Below are 17,906 nucleotides of genomic sequence, written 5' to 3'. Positions count from 1 at the left end.
AAAATGAAGCAACATTCCTTACGGTTTCTAGCATTAGTAGAGGAATCTAGAAAACACATTAAAGAAATAACACCACAAGAACTGAAAGAGAAAATGAACAACAAAGAACAATTCTCTTTAATTGATGTGCGTGAGGATCATGAATGGACCAAAGGACACATCCCTACAGCCATACATCTAGGTAAGGGAATTATTGAACGAGATATTGAAAACATGATTCCTGAAATGAATGCACCAATTGTTGTATATTGCAGCGGTGGTTTTCGTTGCGCTCTAGTGGCTAATACGCTGCAACAAATGGGATACACTCAAGTTTCATCTTTAGACACCGGATTACAAGGCTGGTTTGATGCAGGTTACGATATAACAAGACAGGATTAGACTGCTCAATAATAATGCCAACTTAATCCGAGTTGTAGCCTGGGTGCTGCACCCAGCTACATTGTCTCGCGATCTTATCCGAAACTCACGTTAACTTAATGGCAGTACCCATAAGAAAGAGGCAATATGAAGCAGAAACCCCGATGACACGAAAAGTCCCTTCCCCCACGCAAAGAATTTTGATTAAAATCAAATAGAAAGGTCAGGCAATTTTTTTACAAATGAAGATGAAAGTCCTCATCAACCCCAGCAATATCATAAATATGAATTGGATAATCAAATCCCTTTGCCTTGACTTGCAAATGCCCATTAATCGCTATATTTTGGCTATTTTCCAAATAAGTTGCTTCAGAAATCAAGACTTGTCCCCCAAGACTAAGATCTTGAATACGAGAAGCTAAATTAACTGAAGAACCTATCGCACTATATTGCATGCGCTTTTTAGATCCAAGATTCCCCACTACAGCCGGCCCAGTATTAATGCCTACTCCCATCATCAACTGTGGCAAGCCTTTTTTTTGATTCGCTTTATTTAATTTTCTGAGAGTTAATTGCATGTCTACTGCGCAAGCTATGGCTCTTAATGAATCATCTGGTGTTGAATAAGGTGCTCCAAAAATTACCATGATAGCATCGCCAATAAACGAAGCTATCGTACCTTTATATTTCTCTACAACCCCAACCATTTTAGTAAAATAGATATTAAGTAGACTCATCAATTCTTCAGGGTGAAGAGAATCAGATAAAGGGGTAAAATTTCTTAGGTCGCTAAACATAGTAGTGACTTTTTGCTCTGTTCCCCCAAGCTTTTGTTGCTTTTGTGAATCAAGAATCGAAGAAACAACATCATCAGACATATAATAACTAAACACTTTACGAATAAAATTATTACGTAACTCTAGTTGTTTTTTAATTTTTCTTAATAGCAGATTCGCTTCCCTAAAAGTCAATTGCTCTTCAATTAAAGCAGCTAACTCCTTTAAGAGCTTTAGTTGTTCAGGCCTCAACTCAACAGGATTATGATCGGCCACGCAAAAAGTACCTACATTATATCCCTGTTTATTGGCTAAAGGGACTCCAGCATAAAATCGCAAATAAGGTGCATTATGTACATAGGGACTATCCGCAAAACGTTTATCTTGAAGTAAGTCAGGAATAACAAGAGGATCGGTACGCTGAATAGTGATATTACAAAATGCTAGTTTTCGTGGAATCTCTTTTGCCCCTAATCCAAATTGCGACTTAATCCACTGCCTTTCCTCATCTAAAAAAGAAATAAAACTTATAGGAACTTGCAGTAAATCAGTTGCAAGATCCACAAATTTATCAAATTGGGCTTCCGGTGGAGTATCTAAAATGTGCAGTTCCTCCAATGCAGCAAGTCGCCCGACTTCATCATTTAGGATATGTTTGCTCATTATATTCTCTTTAATTAATTTCTCTTATTATTAGAAAGATTGGAACTATTTCGTTCAGGCTCACCTTGACAGACTTTTATTTGATATCATAAAAAGAGTTAAAATTTATCTATGTCCTACATAAATACTAGACTATTTCTATTGATTATCTAATGGATAGCAACTCCTTTAGACCGGGCAACAAATTGCCCAATGGCGCTACCTTAAGAAAAGGAAGAAAAAATCGTAGCCCGTATTAGTGCAGCATAATACGGGAATACCCTAGCTCAGTGCACTGAAATCCCGGATTACGCTGCGCTCATCCAGGCTACAAAAACTTAAGGTAGCGCCATTGGGCAACATATTGCCCGACAAAATTTCGTTCGCCTTTCTGATAAAGTAATCTAGGTTGAGAGCGTTTTGACCTAATACTATCTTGACCCGATGCATCGGATAATTCCGAACGAAGCGAGACAAATCAACGAACAATTAACAGTGACATTTACTATAAATTCTGGTATCAAGACTACACATGGCATAAATAATCTTTTTAAGGAAAGCAGCAATGGGAAAATCTCAGTTTAATACCATTAAGTCATACGCTTTCCCCATCATTTTAATTTCTTCTATTCTGCTTGGAGGCTTAGCAGGCTATTGGTTTGATCGAGAAGTACTGATTTTAAAACCACTTGGAGACATCTTTCTTAACCTAATTTTTACGGCAATAGTCCCTCTCATTTTTTTTAGTGTATCATCAGCCATTGCACAGGTTGGTTCTTTAAAAAAGCTGGGTAAAATTGCTTTATCTATGACAATTGTCTTTCTATTTACTGGTATTATCGCTGCGCTTTTTTCCCTAGCTACTGTAATTTTTTTTCCTCCTGGAGAAGGCATCGCCTTACATTTGACCATGCCTGCGAAGGCTTCTGATATCAATTTATCCAGTCAAATCGTGGGCATTTTTACTGTCTCTGATTTTTCAAAATTATTATCACATGAACATATTTTAGCCTTAATAGTATTTTCCATTCTCATAGGGCTTGCGGTAACTAGTTCTGGTGAAAAGGGAAAAATGTTCTCCTCCTTTCTACACGCAGGAGAAGAAATATTTATGCGTGTTTTTTCTCTAATTATGTATTATGCCCCCATAGGTTTTTTTGCTTATTTTGCTGTTTTAGTTACTGATCTTGGACCTCAACTAATAGAAAGTTATATACGAGTTTTCATTATCTATTATGTCTCTTCACTGATTTATTTCGTACTTGCTTTCTCATGGTACGCTTATTTAGCAGCGGGAACCCTAGGAATAAAACTATTCTGGAGTAATATTTTTCTCCCGATGATTACTTCTATTGCAACCTGTAGTAGCGCGGCAAGTATTCCAGCAAATTTATCTGCTACCAGTAAAATGCAAGTCCCCTCAGAAATTTATGAAACAGCCATACCACTCGGCTCCATCATTCATAAAGATGGATCGGTCATTGGCGGAATGTTTAAGATTGCATTCTTGTTTGGTATTTTTCATATGGACTTTACTGGCACATCGGTGTTGCTAACAGCACTGGGTGTTTCCTTATTAGTAGGCACTGTCATGGGGGCAATCCCCAGCGGAGGTATGTTAGGTGAGCTACTCATATTGACCGTTTATGGATTTCCGCCCTCCTCTTTAATTGCTATAGCAGCTATTAGTATTATTATTGACCCCCTCGCCACCATGATTAATGTCACTGGCAACAGCGTCAGTAATATGTTGATTGCTCGCTTAGTTGAAGGAAAAAAATGGTCCAGAACACAAAATAATAAAGAAAAAGTGATTCTTGAACTAAATGAATAGCAAGCGTGGATTGCCATTTACTTTATTTTAGTGCACTATTTCAACTTTATAAATTTGATACATCATTGAGAGACCTATGGCAAAAGAAGATCATATTGAAATGACTGGTACCGTTATAGATACATTACCCAATACCATGTTTCGTGTTGAATTGGAAAATGGACATGTAGTTACCGCCCACATTTCTGGTCGCATGCGTAAAAATTACATTAGAATTCTAACTGGCGATAAAGTTAAAGTTGAATTAACACCTTATGACTTATCAAAAGGCCGCATTATCTTTCGCGATAAGAACTAGTTTTTCTATTACTCAGCTCATAATACAACGCGGTTAGTAATTCGGGTTCTTTGCCTGAAGGATTGACTCGTCTAATTGTCGTTCCCGCGAAGGCGGAAACCTATTCATTAATTTAGCAATATGCCTCAATTATGGATGGTTCCCCGCCTAGCGCAGAAGTAGCCTTTCATCTATTAAAAAGTAATTTCATCAAAAAACTGTTCAAATAAAACCACGAGTTAATCAAATTTAATCCTTTATGAAAGAGAACCAGCAAGCTCAGCTTATATGGAACTCCAAGGAAAATGTGTAAAACATGTTGCACAAAAATCACGACCAATGTTAATATTATAAACAAATAATTACCTACAGCTATCCTTAAGGTCAATAAATGCGACATTCTCTTTCCCAATACCTCATCAAGAGGCCAGTAGGATTTAGAATTACCCCTTTGTTCTTCCATCCATTCTCCTCGTGTAGTTCTATGAACCACGTAGTAGGGGAAGGGTAACCAAAGGGCAAGTACTTTTCTTCCCTAAAAAATTCTCTATAAAAACCTCTTTATATATTAAATAGTGGTTATCATGGTTTTGGCCTATTTATGCCAATTTATCCATTTTGATCTTTTTAATTACTCCAAATTCTTTGGATTTTAATTTATTGGAAATTTTGTTATGAAAAGAAAACTTGATAAAACATCTCAAAAAAATTTTGAGCTTGCTGAACTAAGCATAAAAAATGGATCTGTTGATGGATTTCAACAATGGATAAAAAACAATGATCCCGAACAAACAAATAGAAACGGTAAAACAATAGTTAATGTTCTCATCGAAGACTATATATTTAAAGTCAAAAATCGCGCTGAATTAGTTAGTCTATATGAGATGCTCGAACTTCTAAAACATACTCAAAGCTTTCAAAATCTTCCCTCAAAAACCTTATATATTTTGAGAATATTGTGCCCTCAACTATTACTGTTAGGATTCCTGCTAAAAGATAAAAATGGACATTACCTAGATAAAGATCCACGGATTAATAAAGAAAATCCGGCACAATTTGCCCGTGATGTTTATAATGCAAATCTTCAAGAATTTCATATTTCCTCCTTACAAAGATTGACCCTTCCCACTTTAACGCAGGAACAATGGCAAGAACGATTATATGGTGAAGAAGATTTTATTCTTAGCTATTCAAAGGATTGGCATGTTAGGGAAAAAAGAAGTATTAAAATAGGTGAGGCTCTGATTACCTACCAATATGGTGGAAAAGGAAGTCTTGAAGTCATTATTGAGCGAATAGATCGTAGCAATAAGTCAACCCAAATTATTTTTGAATCTGAAAAAATGAGACGAGAAAATACAGCATTTCCTTTTGAAGCGTACATCCCCTTTCATATGGAAGATGAAGGAAGTATGACCGGAGTTGGAGGATTTAGACCTAAAAATTATCCTGAAACCATTAGATTACTCAATGAGCACTGGGAAGTAAGAAATAAGATTGCAGCGATGGCATGGCCTCATAAAAATATGAAAGCCCAGTGGAACGATTTGACTTCCGCACTAAAGGCACTTTCAGACACCATTACAGAAGAAAAAGAAAAGAATGCTCGCCGAACAACAAATAAAACATCGGAAAATACTGAAAAAAAAGCCATAAAACATGTTACAAAAGCGGAGAAAAAAAGACAAAAAGTCTGCGATGCTAAAATAATTGAACTGGATGCGGCTCTTAAAGAAGGAATGGAGCAGTTTGAGAAAATGGCAACAAACTACTCTCAACAAGATAAGCTTTACTCACGAAACGCTTTAGATGCCCTTGAAAAGAAATACAGCAAAGATCCAGAGCTACTATGGAAAATCGCCCTAATATCACAAAAGCTTGGGGCAGATTATGAACCAAAACATTTATTCAAAGTATTAATACGCATTGTTAATGACTTGAATCAAAAAGCAGAAAATAATCAAGAAAAAATATTAGCATTCCTTTGCAATTATATTGATTTTGTTAAAGAAAAAGATGAGCCAAAAGATTATTTTGTTCAATATGTGATTAGAACAATATCTAGAATGAAGACTCCGGAAAACCGAGAAATAATTATTGACTTTTATATACTATTGAAAGATCTCATGAGTTTTACATCCGATGAATCTTTTGAAATTGACGATCAGCTGTTTAAATGGCAACTTCGACATGCCTTGGTTATTAATAAGTCTCTTGAATTAATCAACTCCATTATTGCAAAAACCACTGATTTTTTAGAAGCACACAAATCTCAGCGTGGTCAAGATGCTAATTCGCAACCCGAATATGTTTACCGTATGAGAGCAGAAACATTGCAAATTGTTGTTGACATCCTTCAACGCTCAATTAATAAAGATAATGTGATGCAAATCTACGCATTCTATAAGCAGTTTAGCCAACCTTCTGTTTTATTCCAAAGCAGTACTATTAAGAATAGTCTAAAGAATGTATGTGAAGAACTAGAACAGTCTCCATGTTATAGAGAAGTAAATAACATTGCTCCACTCCCCATTTTTATTACTAAACCCTGGCAGCAAGAAACACTTGAGCAACGTAAAAACTTGACCAAGAAATCCGAAGGTATCGTTAAACCATATCAAAAGGAAATAGAAGCAGTCCGTTCTGAGTTAAATAAATTTGCAATAAAAATTAATAGCTTAAAAGAAAAAAATGAGAACCCTAAAGTCATTACTATTGCTGAAAATTTGTATGATGAACTAAACAATACCGTTAGACTTTATGAAATAGTCCAACAAAATGAGCCTGAGGCTGGAAATCAGACTAAAGCATTATTTAGAAAACAATGCAGCAAATCAATAAATGATGCCAAATCATTATTAGACAAAGAACAAGGATGGGGGGATTATTTGACCAATCTCTTAAAATCTCTTGTTAATGCGATTATCTCCGCTACCAATACAATTTCAGGATCAAGCTTTACATTATTTGCTCTAGCAAAAGCTCCTATGCATTCTGAAATTGAAATCGTAGAAGAAGTAATTGCAGACGATAGTATGTCGCTTGTAAATTAATTTGACTGAAGTGGCAAGAACTCTTGTCACATAATAGCGTCAGTAGCCCGGTTTGCTTGCAACCGGGCTACAATTTAAGACGACAAATTATCTTCGGCATAGGTTCCATCTGAAAAGTTACCTGCATAGACTCAATAGATCTCTTACCCTATGCTATATTGTTGCCCGACCCTGTATCTTAAATTGCCACTATTAGGTGAACGGTTATCACTTTATTTACCAGCAATCATCATTTTTTCAATTAAAATAGATCCACAACGAGTTGCAATGTTAGGATTTAGATCATCACCAACTGCAAGAATCATCCTAAACATATCCTTTAAATTACTTGCAATGGTAATTTCATCCACTGGATACTGAATAACACCATTTTCTACCCAATAGCCACTAGCTCCGCGAGAATAATCTCCGGTAATCCCATTAACTCCTTGCCCCATCAATTCAGTCACTAATAGGCCGGTACCCATCAGTTGTAGTAATTCGGTTACGTCCCCAGCGGTAGGATCAACAGTCAGATTATGAACACCATCACCATTGGCTGTGGTTTTTAACCCCATTTTACGAGCGGAGTAACTACCAAGAACATATTGCATTACCCGTCCTTGCTCTACAAAAACGTTATTCCGTGTAGATACTCCCTCCGCATCAAATGGAGAACTTCCTAATGCCCCTTTTAAGTGGGGCTGTTCATAAATACGAATGTATTCAGGAAAAATCTGTTTTCCAACAGAGTCGAGTAAAAAAGAGTTTTTCCTATATAAATTAGAACCACTAATAGCACCAATGAAACTGGACAATAAGCTACTGGAAACCCGGTTAGAAAAAATGACAGGAGCCTCCTGGGTTTTAATCTGCTGCGCATGCAAACGACTAACTGCTTTATCCACTGCATTTTGCGCTATCGTATGGACACCAACTAAATTTTGAGCGTCCCTAACGGTGGTATAATCGTAGTCTCGTTGCATTTCATCGCCCTCTTTTGCAATAAGGGAGCAACTCATGCTATGTCGTGTACTACGAATAAAACCCTCTCCTCCATAAGTATTCGCGTATGCATGATGAGATTCATAAGAAGACACACTGACGCCATCTGAATTAGCAATACGTTTATCCAACGATAAGGCGTGTGATTCACATTGCAACGCCATTTCTATAGCCTCTTGAGGAGTAATATTCCAAGGATGGTATAAATCCAGATCAGGATGATTTTTTGTCATCAGCTCTTTATCAGCCAACCCAAAACAAGGATCTTCAGCACTCACTCGAGCGATATCGCATGCTGCTCGCACTAATAACTCCAAGGCAGCTGGCGAAGTATCTGTACTACTAGCACTTCCTTTTCGTTGCCCTATATATATGGTCAGGCCAACACCCTTGTCTTCGCTAAAAGCAACTGTTTCTACTTGCCCCATACGAACATCGACAGAAAAACCTCTATCGTTATTCACTGCAACTGCGGCATTTGTAGCCCCCTCTTTTTTTGCTAGTTCAAGCACATCATTCATTAATCGAGTTAATTCTGTTGTTGACTTATGTACTTCACTATTGTTATGTTGCGTTTTAATTTGCATAAAGGATTCCGTGGTGTTGAATGATGTTAAGGATACAATAACATGTCTTCGCAAACCAATAGGCTTCTTATTAAATTTGCTGTAGCGAGAAAAAAAAGAGGAATTATGACGCTCAGAACAAGAGTGTACGCATCTGTACATGAGGACTCGAGCGCCTTAGCGACAACGCAATCGTCCTCTACAACAATTTGTCGCAAAGGGCTTAATCGTCTCCTTTCCAAATTTGTTGCAAAACAGCAAGTTCTAAAAGGCTATGTAGTGAGTTCAGTTTTATTCGCTGCTAGCCTGCTGTTTTCTTTTAATGCAACTGCTGGTGAATGGCGGGAATTAACCTCCGGCATTGAATATCAAGATCTTGAGGGAGGAATTTTAAGCCCCTGGTCGCATATTCATGCCTTTCGCATTGATCTTAATAAAAACAGAATTGCTTTAGTTACAGCAAAAAACCTTGCGTTAAAAAATGCATCTGCAGATCAATTTGCAGAACATTCTAAAGCCTTACTTAGTATCAATGGTGGTTTTTTTGATCCTGAATTTAAACCACTAGGACTCAGAATCAACAATAAAAAATTAGAAAACCCACTAAAACGTATTAGTTGGTGGGGGATTTTCTACATAAAAGACAACAAACCCTACATTTCCAATGTCCATCGTTTTACCCACGATGATGACATAGAATTTGCCATTCAAAGTGGCCCTAGGTTGCTAATTAAAGGAAAAATCCCTTCTCTAAAACCCGGCATAGCAGATAGATCCGCTTTAGGAATTACAAAAGATGGAAAAGTCATTATTTTAGTGTCTACCAATTCAGCAATGACTACCCATGAGCTGGCTAAAAGGTTAAAATCACCCCCGCTTTCTTGTGTGGATGCAATTAATTTAGATGGAGGGAGCTCCAGTCAATTGTTTGCTCATATTAATTCATTCCACCTTAATGTGCATGGTTTTTCCAATGTCAGTGATGCCATAATCGTCAAGAAAATATAAAAATTTTATAAAAAAATATAAGTTATATGAAAATAAACGGTTATATGATTTTAAAAACAACTTATTATCTTTAACTCACAACTTATCCACAATATATTCCCAAATTACTCTCTTGCTTAATGAGCAAAAACACATTATCTTGTTATTCCTGTCTTTTAAAAACCCTATATATTGATTTTTTTGGTATTCTTGAACTAAACTTAATATAACAGTTGGTGAGTTGGTTTTGGCTGTTAAACATCTATTTCTGGAGGAAAAATGTCCGAAATTCTTGAGCCGGTAACAGAGGTTCCACAAATAAGTGAACTGGAATTAAATGCTAATGCACCTGGTTTGCTTAAAACGATAAAACGTAATGGAAAAGTAGTAAATTACGATGCTAGCAAAATTAAAGTAGCGATTACTAAAGCATTTATAGCTGATGAAGGAGGTACAGCTCCTACTTCTGATCGAATTTATAAACAAATTGAAGAAGTAACCCAGCAAATAACCCAAGTCTTTAAACGTAGACTACCCAGTGGCGGCGCTATTCATATTGAAGATATTCAAGACCAAGTAGAATTAGCCCTTATGCGTGGTGGTCATTATAAAGTAGCCCGCGCTTATGTGCTTTATAGAGAAGAACATCGCAAAGCACGACAACATCAAGTGCAACAACCTACTGATAACAAAAATCTGTTAATTACTATGCCTAATGGCGAATTAGTGCCACTAGATATGGAACGTGTAACAACTATAGTGACTGAATCATGCCGTAATTTAGAACACGTCTCAGCAGAACCCGTGATTAAAGATGCATTACGTAACCTTTATAATCAGGCAAAATTCGAAGACGTACACAAAGCATTGATTATGTCTGCTCGTACGTTAGTCGAAAAAGAACCTAATTATACCTATGTTAGTGCTCGTTTATTATTAGACACCCTACGTATGGAAGCCCTGTCTAAATTAAACATTAAAGCCGATGCAACTTTTGATGAAATGAGTGCCTTATACCCCACTTATTTCAAGTCTTACATAGGTCATGGTATAGCCCAAGGCATGCTTGACGCCAAAATGGCTGATTTCGATTTGGCTAAGCTGGGTAAGGCATTATTGCCTGAGCGTGATATGAAATTCACCTATTTAAGTCTGCAAACGCTCTATGATCGTTATTTCATCCATGATCGTGGCGTACGTTATGAACTACCCCAAGCCTTTTTCATGCGCGTTGCGATGGGGCTGGCTATACGTGAAAAGAATAAAGATGACAAGGCAATTGAATTCTATACCTTACTGTCTTCTTTTGACTATATGTCCTCAACTCCTACCTTATTCAATTCAGGTACAGTAAGACCTCAATTATCCAGTTGCTATTTAACGACAGTGCCCGATCATTTAGATGGCATTTATAGTGCAATTAAAGATAATGCCCTACTTTCTAAATTTGCTGGTGGCCTAGGTAATGATTGGACTCCTGTACGTGCTATGGGAGCTCATATCAAAGGAACCAACGGTAAATCTCAAGGGGTAGTACCATTCCTTAATGTTGCTGATGCAACTGCAGTAGCTGTAAACCAAGGTGGAAAACGCAAAGGCGCTGTATGTGCCTACCTAGAATGTTGGCATAGAGATGTGGAAGAATTCCTAGAATTAAGAAAAAATACAGGTGATGACAGACGACGTACTCATGATATGAATACCGCTCTGTGGGTACCCGATTTATTTATGATGCGTGTGCATGAAGATCAAGACTGGACTTTATTTTCTCCAGATGAAGTACCAGAATTACATGATCAATACGGTAAAGCTTTTGAAAAGCTGTATCTGGACTATGAAGAAAAAGCACGTCAAGGCATCATTACCAATGTTAAAACTGTTTCCGCAATCAAGCTATGGCGTAGAATGTTATCCATGTTGTTCGAAACAGGACATCCTTGGATTACATTTAAAGATCCATGTAACCTCCGTTCACCACAACAACATATTGGTGTAATACATAGTTCTAACTTATGCACAGAGATTACTTTAAACACTTCTGAAGAAGAAATTGCGGTATGTAATTTGGGTAGTGTTAACCTTCCAGCACACATTAAAAATGGTCAGCTGGATAAAGAAAAGTTAAGGCGTACTATCTTCACGGCTATCCGCATGTTAGATAACGTGATCGATATTAACTATTATTCAGTGCCACAAGCACGGAACTCTAACTTGAAACACAGACCTATTGGCTTGGGTTTAATGGGCTTTCAAGATGCACTATATGAATTAAAAATTGATTACGCTTCTCAAGAAGCCATTGAGTTTGCTGACTCCTCTATGGAATTAATCAGTTATTATGCAATTGAAGCATCTTGTGATCTGGCTAAAGAGCGCGGTAGTTACTCCACTTACGAAGGCTCTTTATGGAGCAAAGGGATTCTGCCCATTGACTCAATTAATTTACTGCAACAGGCACGAGACCAATATTTAGACCAAGATCGCTCACAACGTCTAGATTGGGAAACATTAAGAATTAAAGTTCGTACTCAAGGTATGCGCAATTCTAATGTCATGGCGATTGCTCCCACTGCAACTATCTCTAATATTTGCGGTGTTGCACAATCAATTGAACCTACTTATCAAAACTTGTATGTAAAATCCAATTTATCAGGTGAGTTCACTGTAGTGAATCCTTATTTGGTTGCTGAATTAAAAGCGCTTAATCTCTGGGATGAAGTAATGGTGAATGACTTAAAATACTTTAACGGTAGTGTACAGCCAATTAGCCGGGTTCCTGAAGAATTGAAAAAACGTTATGCCACTTCTTTTGAAATTGATCCCATGTGGCTAGTAGAAGCAGCATCTCGTCGCCAAAAATGGATAGACCAAGCCCAGTCGCTTAATATATACATGGCTCAGCCATCAGGTAAGAAACTGGATCAACTGTATACACATGCATGGATACGCGGATTAAAAACCACTTATTACCTTCGTAGTTTAGGTGCTAGTAATGCAGAGAAATCAACAGTTACTGATGGTGCGTTGAACGCCGTCAAACTGATAGAGGAAGCTCCCAAGGTATGTTCTATTCTTGATCCAGACTGCGAAGCTTGCCAATAATTAGGAGAAATTTAATGTCGCTTAATAATTTACATGAAGCTGTTGCGCCCCGAACTCTGGGCGCAACAGGACTAGAAATTCCCGAAATGGGAGCTGCACGGATACAAGTAGATCAGAAACAAATAATCAATTGCCGTGCTGATTTAAACCAATTAGTTCCATTTAAATACAAATGGGCTTGGGATAAATATTTAACTGCTTGTGCTAACCATTGGATGCCTAATGAAATCAACATGAGTGCCGATGTCGCATTATGGAAAGATCCTTATGGATTGACTGAAGATGAACGCTTAATAATTAAACGTAATTTAGGCTTTTTCTCTACAGCGGACTCATTGGTTGCTAATAACTTAGTTCTTGCTGTTTATAAACACATTACCAATCCGGAGTGCAGACAATATTTATTGCGTCAAGCGTTTGAAGAAGCACTTCATACCCATGCTTATCAATACATTATTGAAAGTCTAGGGCTTGATGAAGCAGAAGTATTTAACATGTATAGAGAAATACCTTCTGTAGCTACAAAGGCAGCTTGGGCATTACCTTTCACTCAAAGTTTAGGAGATGAGAGTTTCCACACAGGGACTACTGAAAACGATCAGCGCCTATTACGTGATTTGATTGCTTTTTATGTCATATTTGAAGGTATCTTTTTCTACGTTGGCTTTACTCAGATCCTATCTATGGGACGTCGTAATAAAATGGTAGGTACATCAGAGCAGTTCCAATACATTTTACGTGATGAATCCATGCATATGAATTTTGGTATTGATGTGATCAACCAAATTAAAATTGAAAGTCCTCATTTATGGACACCTGAGTTTAAAGAAGAAATAATTCAGCTTGTTAGAGACGGGGTGGCATTAGAGTACCAATATGCTAAAGACACTATGCCACATGGTATATTGGGAATGAATGCAGAAATGTTTGAAGAATATTTACATTTCATTGCAAATCGTCGCCTCAGCCAAATTGGTTTAAGTGAACAATATCCAGGCGCGGAAAATCCCTTCCCATGGATGAGTGAAATGATGGATCTCAAAAAAGAGAAAAACTTCTTTGAAACCCGAGTTATTGAGTATCAAGCAGGTGGTACTTTAAGCTGGGACGATGAGGATTAAAAGTATTCTTTAAATCTCTCCTTTGTTGAACCAGGAGCCCAACCTACAATTACTCCTTAACTTGGCAGCATGTCATTAAGTAGGTTGGATCTAGACCCAACAAAAGAGATAGGTCGGGCAACCAATTGCCCGACAAAACCATCTAGTCCTAACTCCCATTCGAAAAATCACAATCCAATGTCTAATCAATCGATAGCGTACCAAAGAAAAGGACGCTATGAATATGGTGAATTTGATAAAAAATTGTTATCCATACAAAGCCATACTTCTCTTTGGTGTTGAACATGTTTACATTTAACACATTAATTCCAAATTAAATTTTACAATTTTGATAAAAAAGTTATGACTTTTGACATGAATAAGTTAAAATCCGAATCGCGTAGAGAGGAACTTGTTAATTATGTCCTAATTATAAACAAATTCCAATCCTCTCCGCCATCCTGAATACAGCTAAGGAGCTCTAGAATAAGGGTTTATGCTAAAGGGAGTGAGTAGTTGATGATGTCGACTTAAGATTGTGCTTGATGAGGAACTTATTTCAGGGCCCCTGGGTTACGCTACGCTGCGCCCAGGCTACAAACAGGATCATAAGTTGAGTATTAGGCGAGTAGTTACGATTAAAGTCTACATTCAATAAAAATTGAATTATGCAGAAATACAATTTTTTAACCAGTAAAATAGATGGGGTAACCAATGAAAACGAAAACCGATAAAACAGAAGATACTGGAACAAATTACTATTTTATATTCGGGTGCTTAGGAGCATTAACTGCAGCAGCTCTACTCACGGCGGGAACCATAGCCGCTATAGCGAGCAAAGCCGCCGCAACAGCCTTAACAGCCCAGGCAGCTTTTGCTCTAGCAGCAACAGCAACAGCAGCAACCCCTCTACTTCCTATTCTTGCCCCTATTTTTGGTGCATTATTCCTCATCGGTGCTATTTGTGCATTACCTTTCCTATTTTCCTGTGGAGCGAACAGTACCTATACAACGGTCACTACACCTGGCTACCGCTCAGGTTGGGGTTCTTATCCGATATTTACACCTGTTGTTACCACCGATGGATATAACCATCACCACCATCACTATGATAGTGGTATTGGTGGCAACCATTATCATGGACATAATGATAACGGTCATGTTCATGGACATAGTGACGCTCATGTAGGGGGACACTCCCATTTTCACGGACATAGATAACCATACAGAAGCCTGGTTGGTGCATTAACACCAATCAGGTTCTATTGCTCGCCTCTATTGGCTTAAATAAATAAAAATAGCCTTTAATGGATGGCCCCTCCACAGACCAATTCGTATTTTCAGCATTAAATATTATGACCTCAGTTATTGTATAGAAGGCACTTCTAGTTCCAAACTAACATTTAATATTTTCTTAATATTTATGCTATACACTGAGTCGCATTGCGTTGACTAAGGAGCCATTATAATGAAACTTCTAGAGATATTAGGGATTCAAAAAACTAAATTCGCCACTGACGGAGAGTTGTTAAATGATATCAAAAAAGCCTATAAAAAGTTGGCTCCCAAATATCATCCAGATACAAATGGTGGCGATGAAAAGTTAACAGAAAAATTTAAAATGATATCAACGATATACCAAGTATTGACAGATCTTAAATATCGTCAATATTACATATCTAATTACCCTCAGATTGACGTTCATTTTAATGAAGATCAATTTGATGATTTTTTAAAAAAATACATTAAAGAGCAAATAGTAGATGTAAGTAAAACAAACGCCAACGTAGCACAACAAATTTATTCAGCACTCTTTATAAACTTTTCTTATAACCTTTTGGGATTAGATAACGTCCAAAAAGCCATAGATTCAATCAAGTTACCGTCTACTGGTAATCCTTTTTATCAATATACCGGTTCTTTGTCTCAAGAAGCGAAAGACCGCTGTCTCGCATTCTTTGAAGGACAACAGGAGGACATTATTACGGTAATCAAAAGGGCTAGATTAGTATTTGCGCAACAAAATATTCAGCCTAATCAGAAAGGATTGATGATTATTTCTACATTAATGGATCAATTATCACAGAATAATCACAGTGGAGTCCCTAAAGAACTATTTGCCGATGTAGATGACGCGAAACACCAAAACTATATCGTTGCTTATTATGATGTATTAAATCAAAATAAAAACTGGATTGAATTTTTATATCAAAGAGCTCATGACGTAATTTCACAACAACATTTTTCAGACACTCAGCAGGGTTTAGTAGCCATTAATAGCCTAATCAATGAAATAAATGAAGGTAATTATGGAAGCATACCCCCTTCATTATTTCAAAATATTACCGAAGAAAACTCAAAATTATCAGTGACCGGTGCTTATTTAGATTGCTTAAATCAGCGTAAAAATTATATTGAATTTCTTTATCAAACAGTCCATCACGTAATTTCACAACAAAATTTTCCATGCACTCAGCAGGGTTTAGTTATCATTAATAGCCAAATCAATCAAATAAATGTAGGTGATTATGGAAGCATCCCCCCCTCATTATTCGAAGAACACTCAAAATCATCAGTGATCGGTGCTTATTTAGATTGCTTAAATCAGCATAAGAATTATATTGAAGCTCTTTTTCAAAAGGCTCTAGATGTAATTAACCAACAGAATTTTCAATGCGATAGGCAAAGTTTGGCAATTATTACTCATCTAATACCTAAATTGTCATCGGGTAATTATAGCAATGTTCCTCGACAACTGATGGAAGATCTAGATGAAAACCAGAGAAGAGATGTAACTTTTGCTTATTTAGATATCTTAAATCAGTATAAGAATTATATTGAGTTCACTTATCAAAGAGCTCAGGGAGTAATTTATTACCAGAATTTTCAATGTAATCAACAAGGTTTAGAAGCTATTACCAATCTAGTCATTCAATTATCGCAGAAGGATTACAGCTGTGTTCCTGAAGCATTATTTAACAATATAAATGAAGACCAGAAAGAGAACATAATTTTTGCTTATTATGATCTTCTGAATCAGCATAAAAATGAGCTCGAACAGCAACATTTAGAAGAACAGCTCAAAGCACAACTCGAACAACAACGCCTGGCGGAAGAACAGAGTAAAGCTCAAGAAGAAAAACAACGACTCGCTGATGAACAACGCAAAGCTCAAGAAGAAAAACAACGACTCGCTGATGAACAACGCAAAGCTCAAGAAGAAAAACAACGACTCGCTGATGAGCAACGCAAAGCTCAAGAAGAAAAACAACGACTCGCTGATGAACAACGCAAAGCTCAAGAAGAAAAACAACGACTCGCTGATGAGCAACGCAAAGCTCAAGAAGAAAAACAACGACTCGCTGATGAGCAACGCAAAGCTCAAGAAGAAAAACAACGACTCGCTGATGAGCAACGCAAAGCTCAAGAAGAAAAACAACGACTCGCTGATGAGCAACGCAAAGCTCAAGAAGAAAAACAACGACTCGCTGATGAGCAACGCAAAGCTCAAGAAAAACAACGCCCCTCTGAAGAGCAACGCAAAGCTCAAGAAGAAAAGCAACGAATCGCTGAAGAGCAACGCAAAGCTCAAAAAGAAAAGCAACGAATCGCTGATGAGCAGAACAAAGCTCAAGAAGAAAAGCAACGAATCGATGATGAGCAGCGCCGAGCTAAACTCGAACAGCAACGCGTGCAGACTCGCCAAAACATTATAAGCTCAGAAAAGCAAAGAATTAATAAGATCCTTGGTGATCTAACACAAGAAATTGGTGGTATCGATCAACATCACTTTAAAGAAGCTCAAAATGCTGCTGAGTGTCTATTAATTGCATTAGAAGATGCCAAGATCAGCTACCTCGCTAGTCTTAATAATCTAGATATGAATATTGATGAAGCCGCTAAAGACTTTAAACTCGCCTGTCAAACCGCAATCGAAGAAACAAGACCTGTGCTTGAAAGAGATTTAGGTTGGGGTACTTATCTAACCAATCTATTAAAAACAATTGCTAATGTAATCATCCAAGTGGTTTCCTTTGGGCAAGCGAGTAACTTCTTTAAACAAGAACGAGCTGAATCAATAAAATTGGTTGAAGAAGTAGATCGCCAATTATTCACTTTGTGATAAAACCGTATATTGTCTTATCACAAGCAAACAGCACGACACGTAATAGCTCAGCTATTACGGTTGGGCTCTTGGGTTTGATGGAGCGACTGTTTTTATTCG

General features: G+C 37.3%; 11 protein-coding genes. 9 read left to right on the top strand and 2 right to left on the bottom strand.

Annotated elements, in window-relative coordinates; genetic code table 11:
- Window positions 1-3 precede the first annotated feature (3 nt).
- Complete coding sequence (locus LFA_RS04730) at window positions 4-381, top strand: rhodanese-like domain-containing protein (RefSeq protein ID WP_045095151.1); 378 nt, start codon at window positions 4-6, stop codon at window positions 379-381.
- Between the two features lie 215 nt (window positions 382-596).
- On the opposite strand, the gene LFA_RS04725 is transcribed toward LFA_RS04730, so the two are convergent.
- Window positions 597-1,799, bottom strand: coding sequence for an adenylate/guanylate cyclase domain-containing protein (locus tag LFA_RS04725; protein WP_045095150.1), 1,203 nt, complete (start codon window positions 1,797-1,799; stop codon window positions 597-599).
- Window positions 1,800-2,343: 544 nt separating this feature from the next.
- Between LFA_RS04725 and LFA_RS04720 the strand changes: the two genes are divergently transcribed.
- The 3 genes from LFA_RS04720 (at window position 2,344) to LFA_RS04705 (ending at window position 6,942) form a co-directional block, all read left to right on the top strand.
- Entirely contained in the window at window positions 2,344-3,612 is a 1,269-nt protein-coding gene (locus LFA_RS04720) for a dicarboxylate/amino acid:cation symporter (RefSeq protein WP_045095149.1), read from the top strand.
- 76 nt (window positions 3,613-3,688) lie between these two features.
- Window positions 3,689-3,910: a translation initiation factor IF-1 gene (infA, locus tag LFA_RS04715; RefSeq protein ID WP_045095148.1), complete on the top strand. Its 222-nt coding sequence runs from the start codon at window positions 3,689-3,691 to the stop codon at window positions 3,908-3,910.
- A 653-nt stretch (window positions 3,911-4,563) separates the two neighbouring features.
- On the top strand, window positions 4,564-6,942 hold the full coding sequence (locus LFA_RS04705) for a hypothetical protein (protein WP_045095146.1): 2,379 nt from the start codon (window positions 4,564-4,566) through the stop codon (window positions 6,940-6,942).
- Window positions 6,943-7,154: 212 nt separating this feature from the next.
- On the opposite strand, the gene pmbA is transcribed toward LFA_RS04705, so the two are convergent.
- Complete coding sequence (gene pmbA, locus LFA_RS04700) at window positions 7,155-8,513, bottom strand: metalloprotease PmbA (RefSeq protein WP_045095145.1); 1,359 nt, start codon at window positions 8,511-8,513, stop codon at window positions 7,155-7,157.
- A 42-nt stretch (window positions 8,514-8,555) separates the two neighbouring features.
- On the opposite strand from pmbA, the gene LFA_RS04695 reads away from it, so the two are divergent.
- From LFA_RS04695 to LFA_RS20130, 5 genes are all read left to right on the top strand, one after another.
- Complete coding sequence (locus tag LFA_RS04695) at window positions 8,556-9,500, top strand: phosphodiester glycosidase family protein (protein ID WP_231865906.1); 945 nt, start codon at window positions 8,556-8,558, stop codon at window positions 9,498-9,500.
- Window positions 9,501-9,758: 258 nt separating this feature from the next.
- Window positions 9,759-12,581, top strand: coding sequence for a ribonucleoside-diphosphate reductase subunit alpha (locus tag LFA_RS04690; RefSeq protein ID WP_045095144.1), 2,823 nt, complete (start codon window positions 9,759-9,761; stop codon window positions 12,579-12,581).
- A gap of 14 nt (window positions 12,582-12,595) precedes the next feature.
- Window positions 12,596-13,702 carry a ribonucleotide-diphosphate reductase subunit beta gene (locus tag LFA_RS04685; RefSeq protein ID WP_045095143.1) on the top strand — a complete coding sequence of 369 codons (1,107 nt, stop codon included), beginning with the start codon at window positions 12,596-12,598 and terminating at the stop codon, window positions 13,700-13,702.
- Between the two features lie 693 nt (window positions 13,703-14,395).
- A complete protein-coding gene (locus tag LFA_RS04680; protein ID WP_045095142.1) occupies window positions 14,396-14,902 on the top strand; it encodes a hypothetical protein in 507 nt (168 codons plus the stop codon).
- 247 nt (window positions 14,903-15,149) lie between these two features.
- A complete protein-coding gene (locus LFA_RS20130) occupies window positions 15,150-17,804 on the top strand; it encodes a J domain-containing protein (RefSeq protein WP_052673855.1) in 2,655 nt (884 codons plus the stop codon).
- The last annotated feature ends 102 nt before the right edge of the window (window positions 17,805-17,906 follow it).

Source organism: Legionella fallonii LLAP-10 (assembly GCF_000953135.1).
Taxonomy (GTDB): domain Bacteria; phylum Pseudomonadota; class Gammaproteobacteria; order Legionellales; family Legionellaceae; genus Legionella; species Legionella fallonii.
Note: the sequence above shows the minus strand (reverse complement) of the source record. Positions and strands in the feature narration are given on the sequence as shown.

Coding starts and splice junctions, on each gene's coding strand:
- pmbA (WP_045095145.1), bottom strand. CDS start 8,513: ATGCAAATTAAAACGCAACATAACAATAGTGAAGTACATAAGTCAACA.
- LFA_RS04725 (WP_045095150.1), bottom strand. CDS start 1,799: ATGAGCAAACATATCCTAAATGATGAAGTCGGGCGACTTGCTGCATTG.
- LFA_RS04690 (WP_045095144.1), top strand. CDS start 9,759: ATGTCCGAAATTCTTGAGCCGGTAACAGAGGTTCCACAAATAAGTGAA.
- LFA_RS04680 (WP_045095142.1), top strand. CDS start 14,396: ATGAAAACGAAAACCGATAAAACAGAAGATACTGGAACAAATTACTAT.
- LFA_RS04730 (WP_045095151.1), top strand. CDS start 4: ATGAAGCAACATTCCTTACGGTTTCTAGCATTAGTAGAGGAATCTAGA.
- infA (WP_045095148.1), top strand. CDS start 3,689: ATGGCAAAAGAAGATCATATTGAAATGACTGGTACCGTTATAGATACA.
- LFA_RS20130 (WP_052673855.1), top strand. CDS start 15,150: ATGAAACTTCTAGAGATATTAGGGATTCAAAAAACTAAATTCGCCACT.
- LFA_RS04695 (WP_231865906.1), top strand. CDS start 8,556: ATGTCTTCGCAAACCAATAGGCTTCTTATTAAATTTGCTGTAGCGAGA.
- LFA_RS04685 (WP_045095143.1), top strand. CDS start 12,596: ATGTCGCTTAATAATTTACATGAAGCTGTTGCGCCCCGAACTCTGGGC.
- LFA_RS04720 (WP_045095149.1), top strand. CDS start 2,344: ATGGGAAAATCTCAGTTTAATACCATTAAGTCATACGCTTTCCCCATC.
- LFA_RS04705 (WP_045095146.1), top strand. CDS start 4,564: ATGAAAAGAAAACTTGATAAAACATCTCAAAAAAATTTTGAGCTTGCT.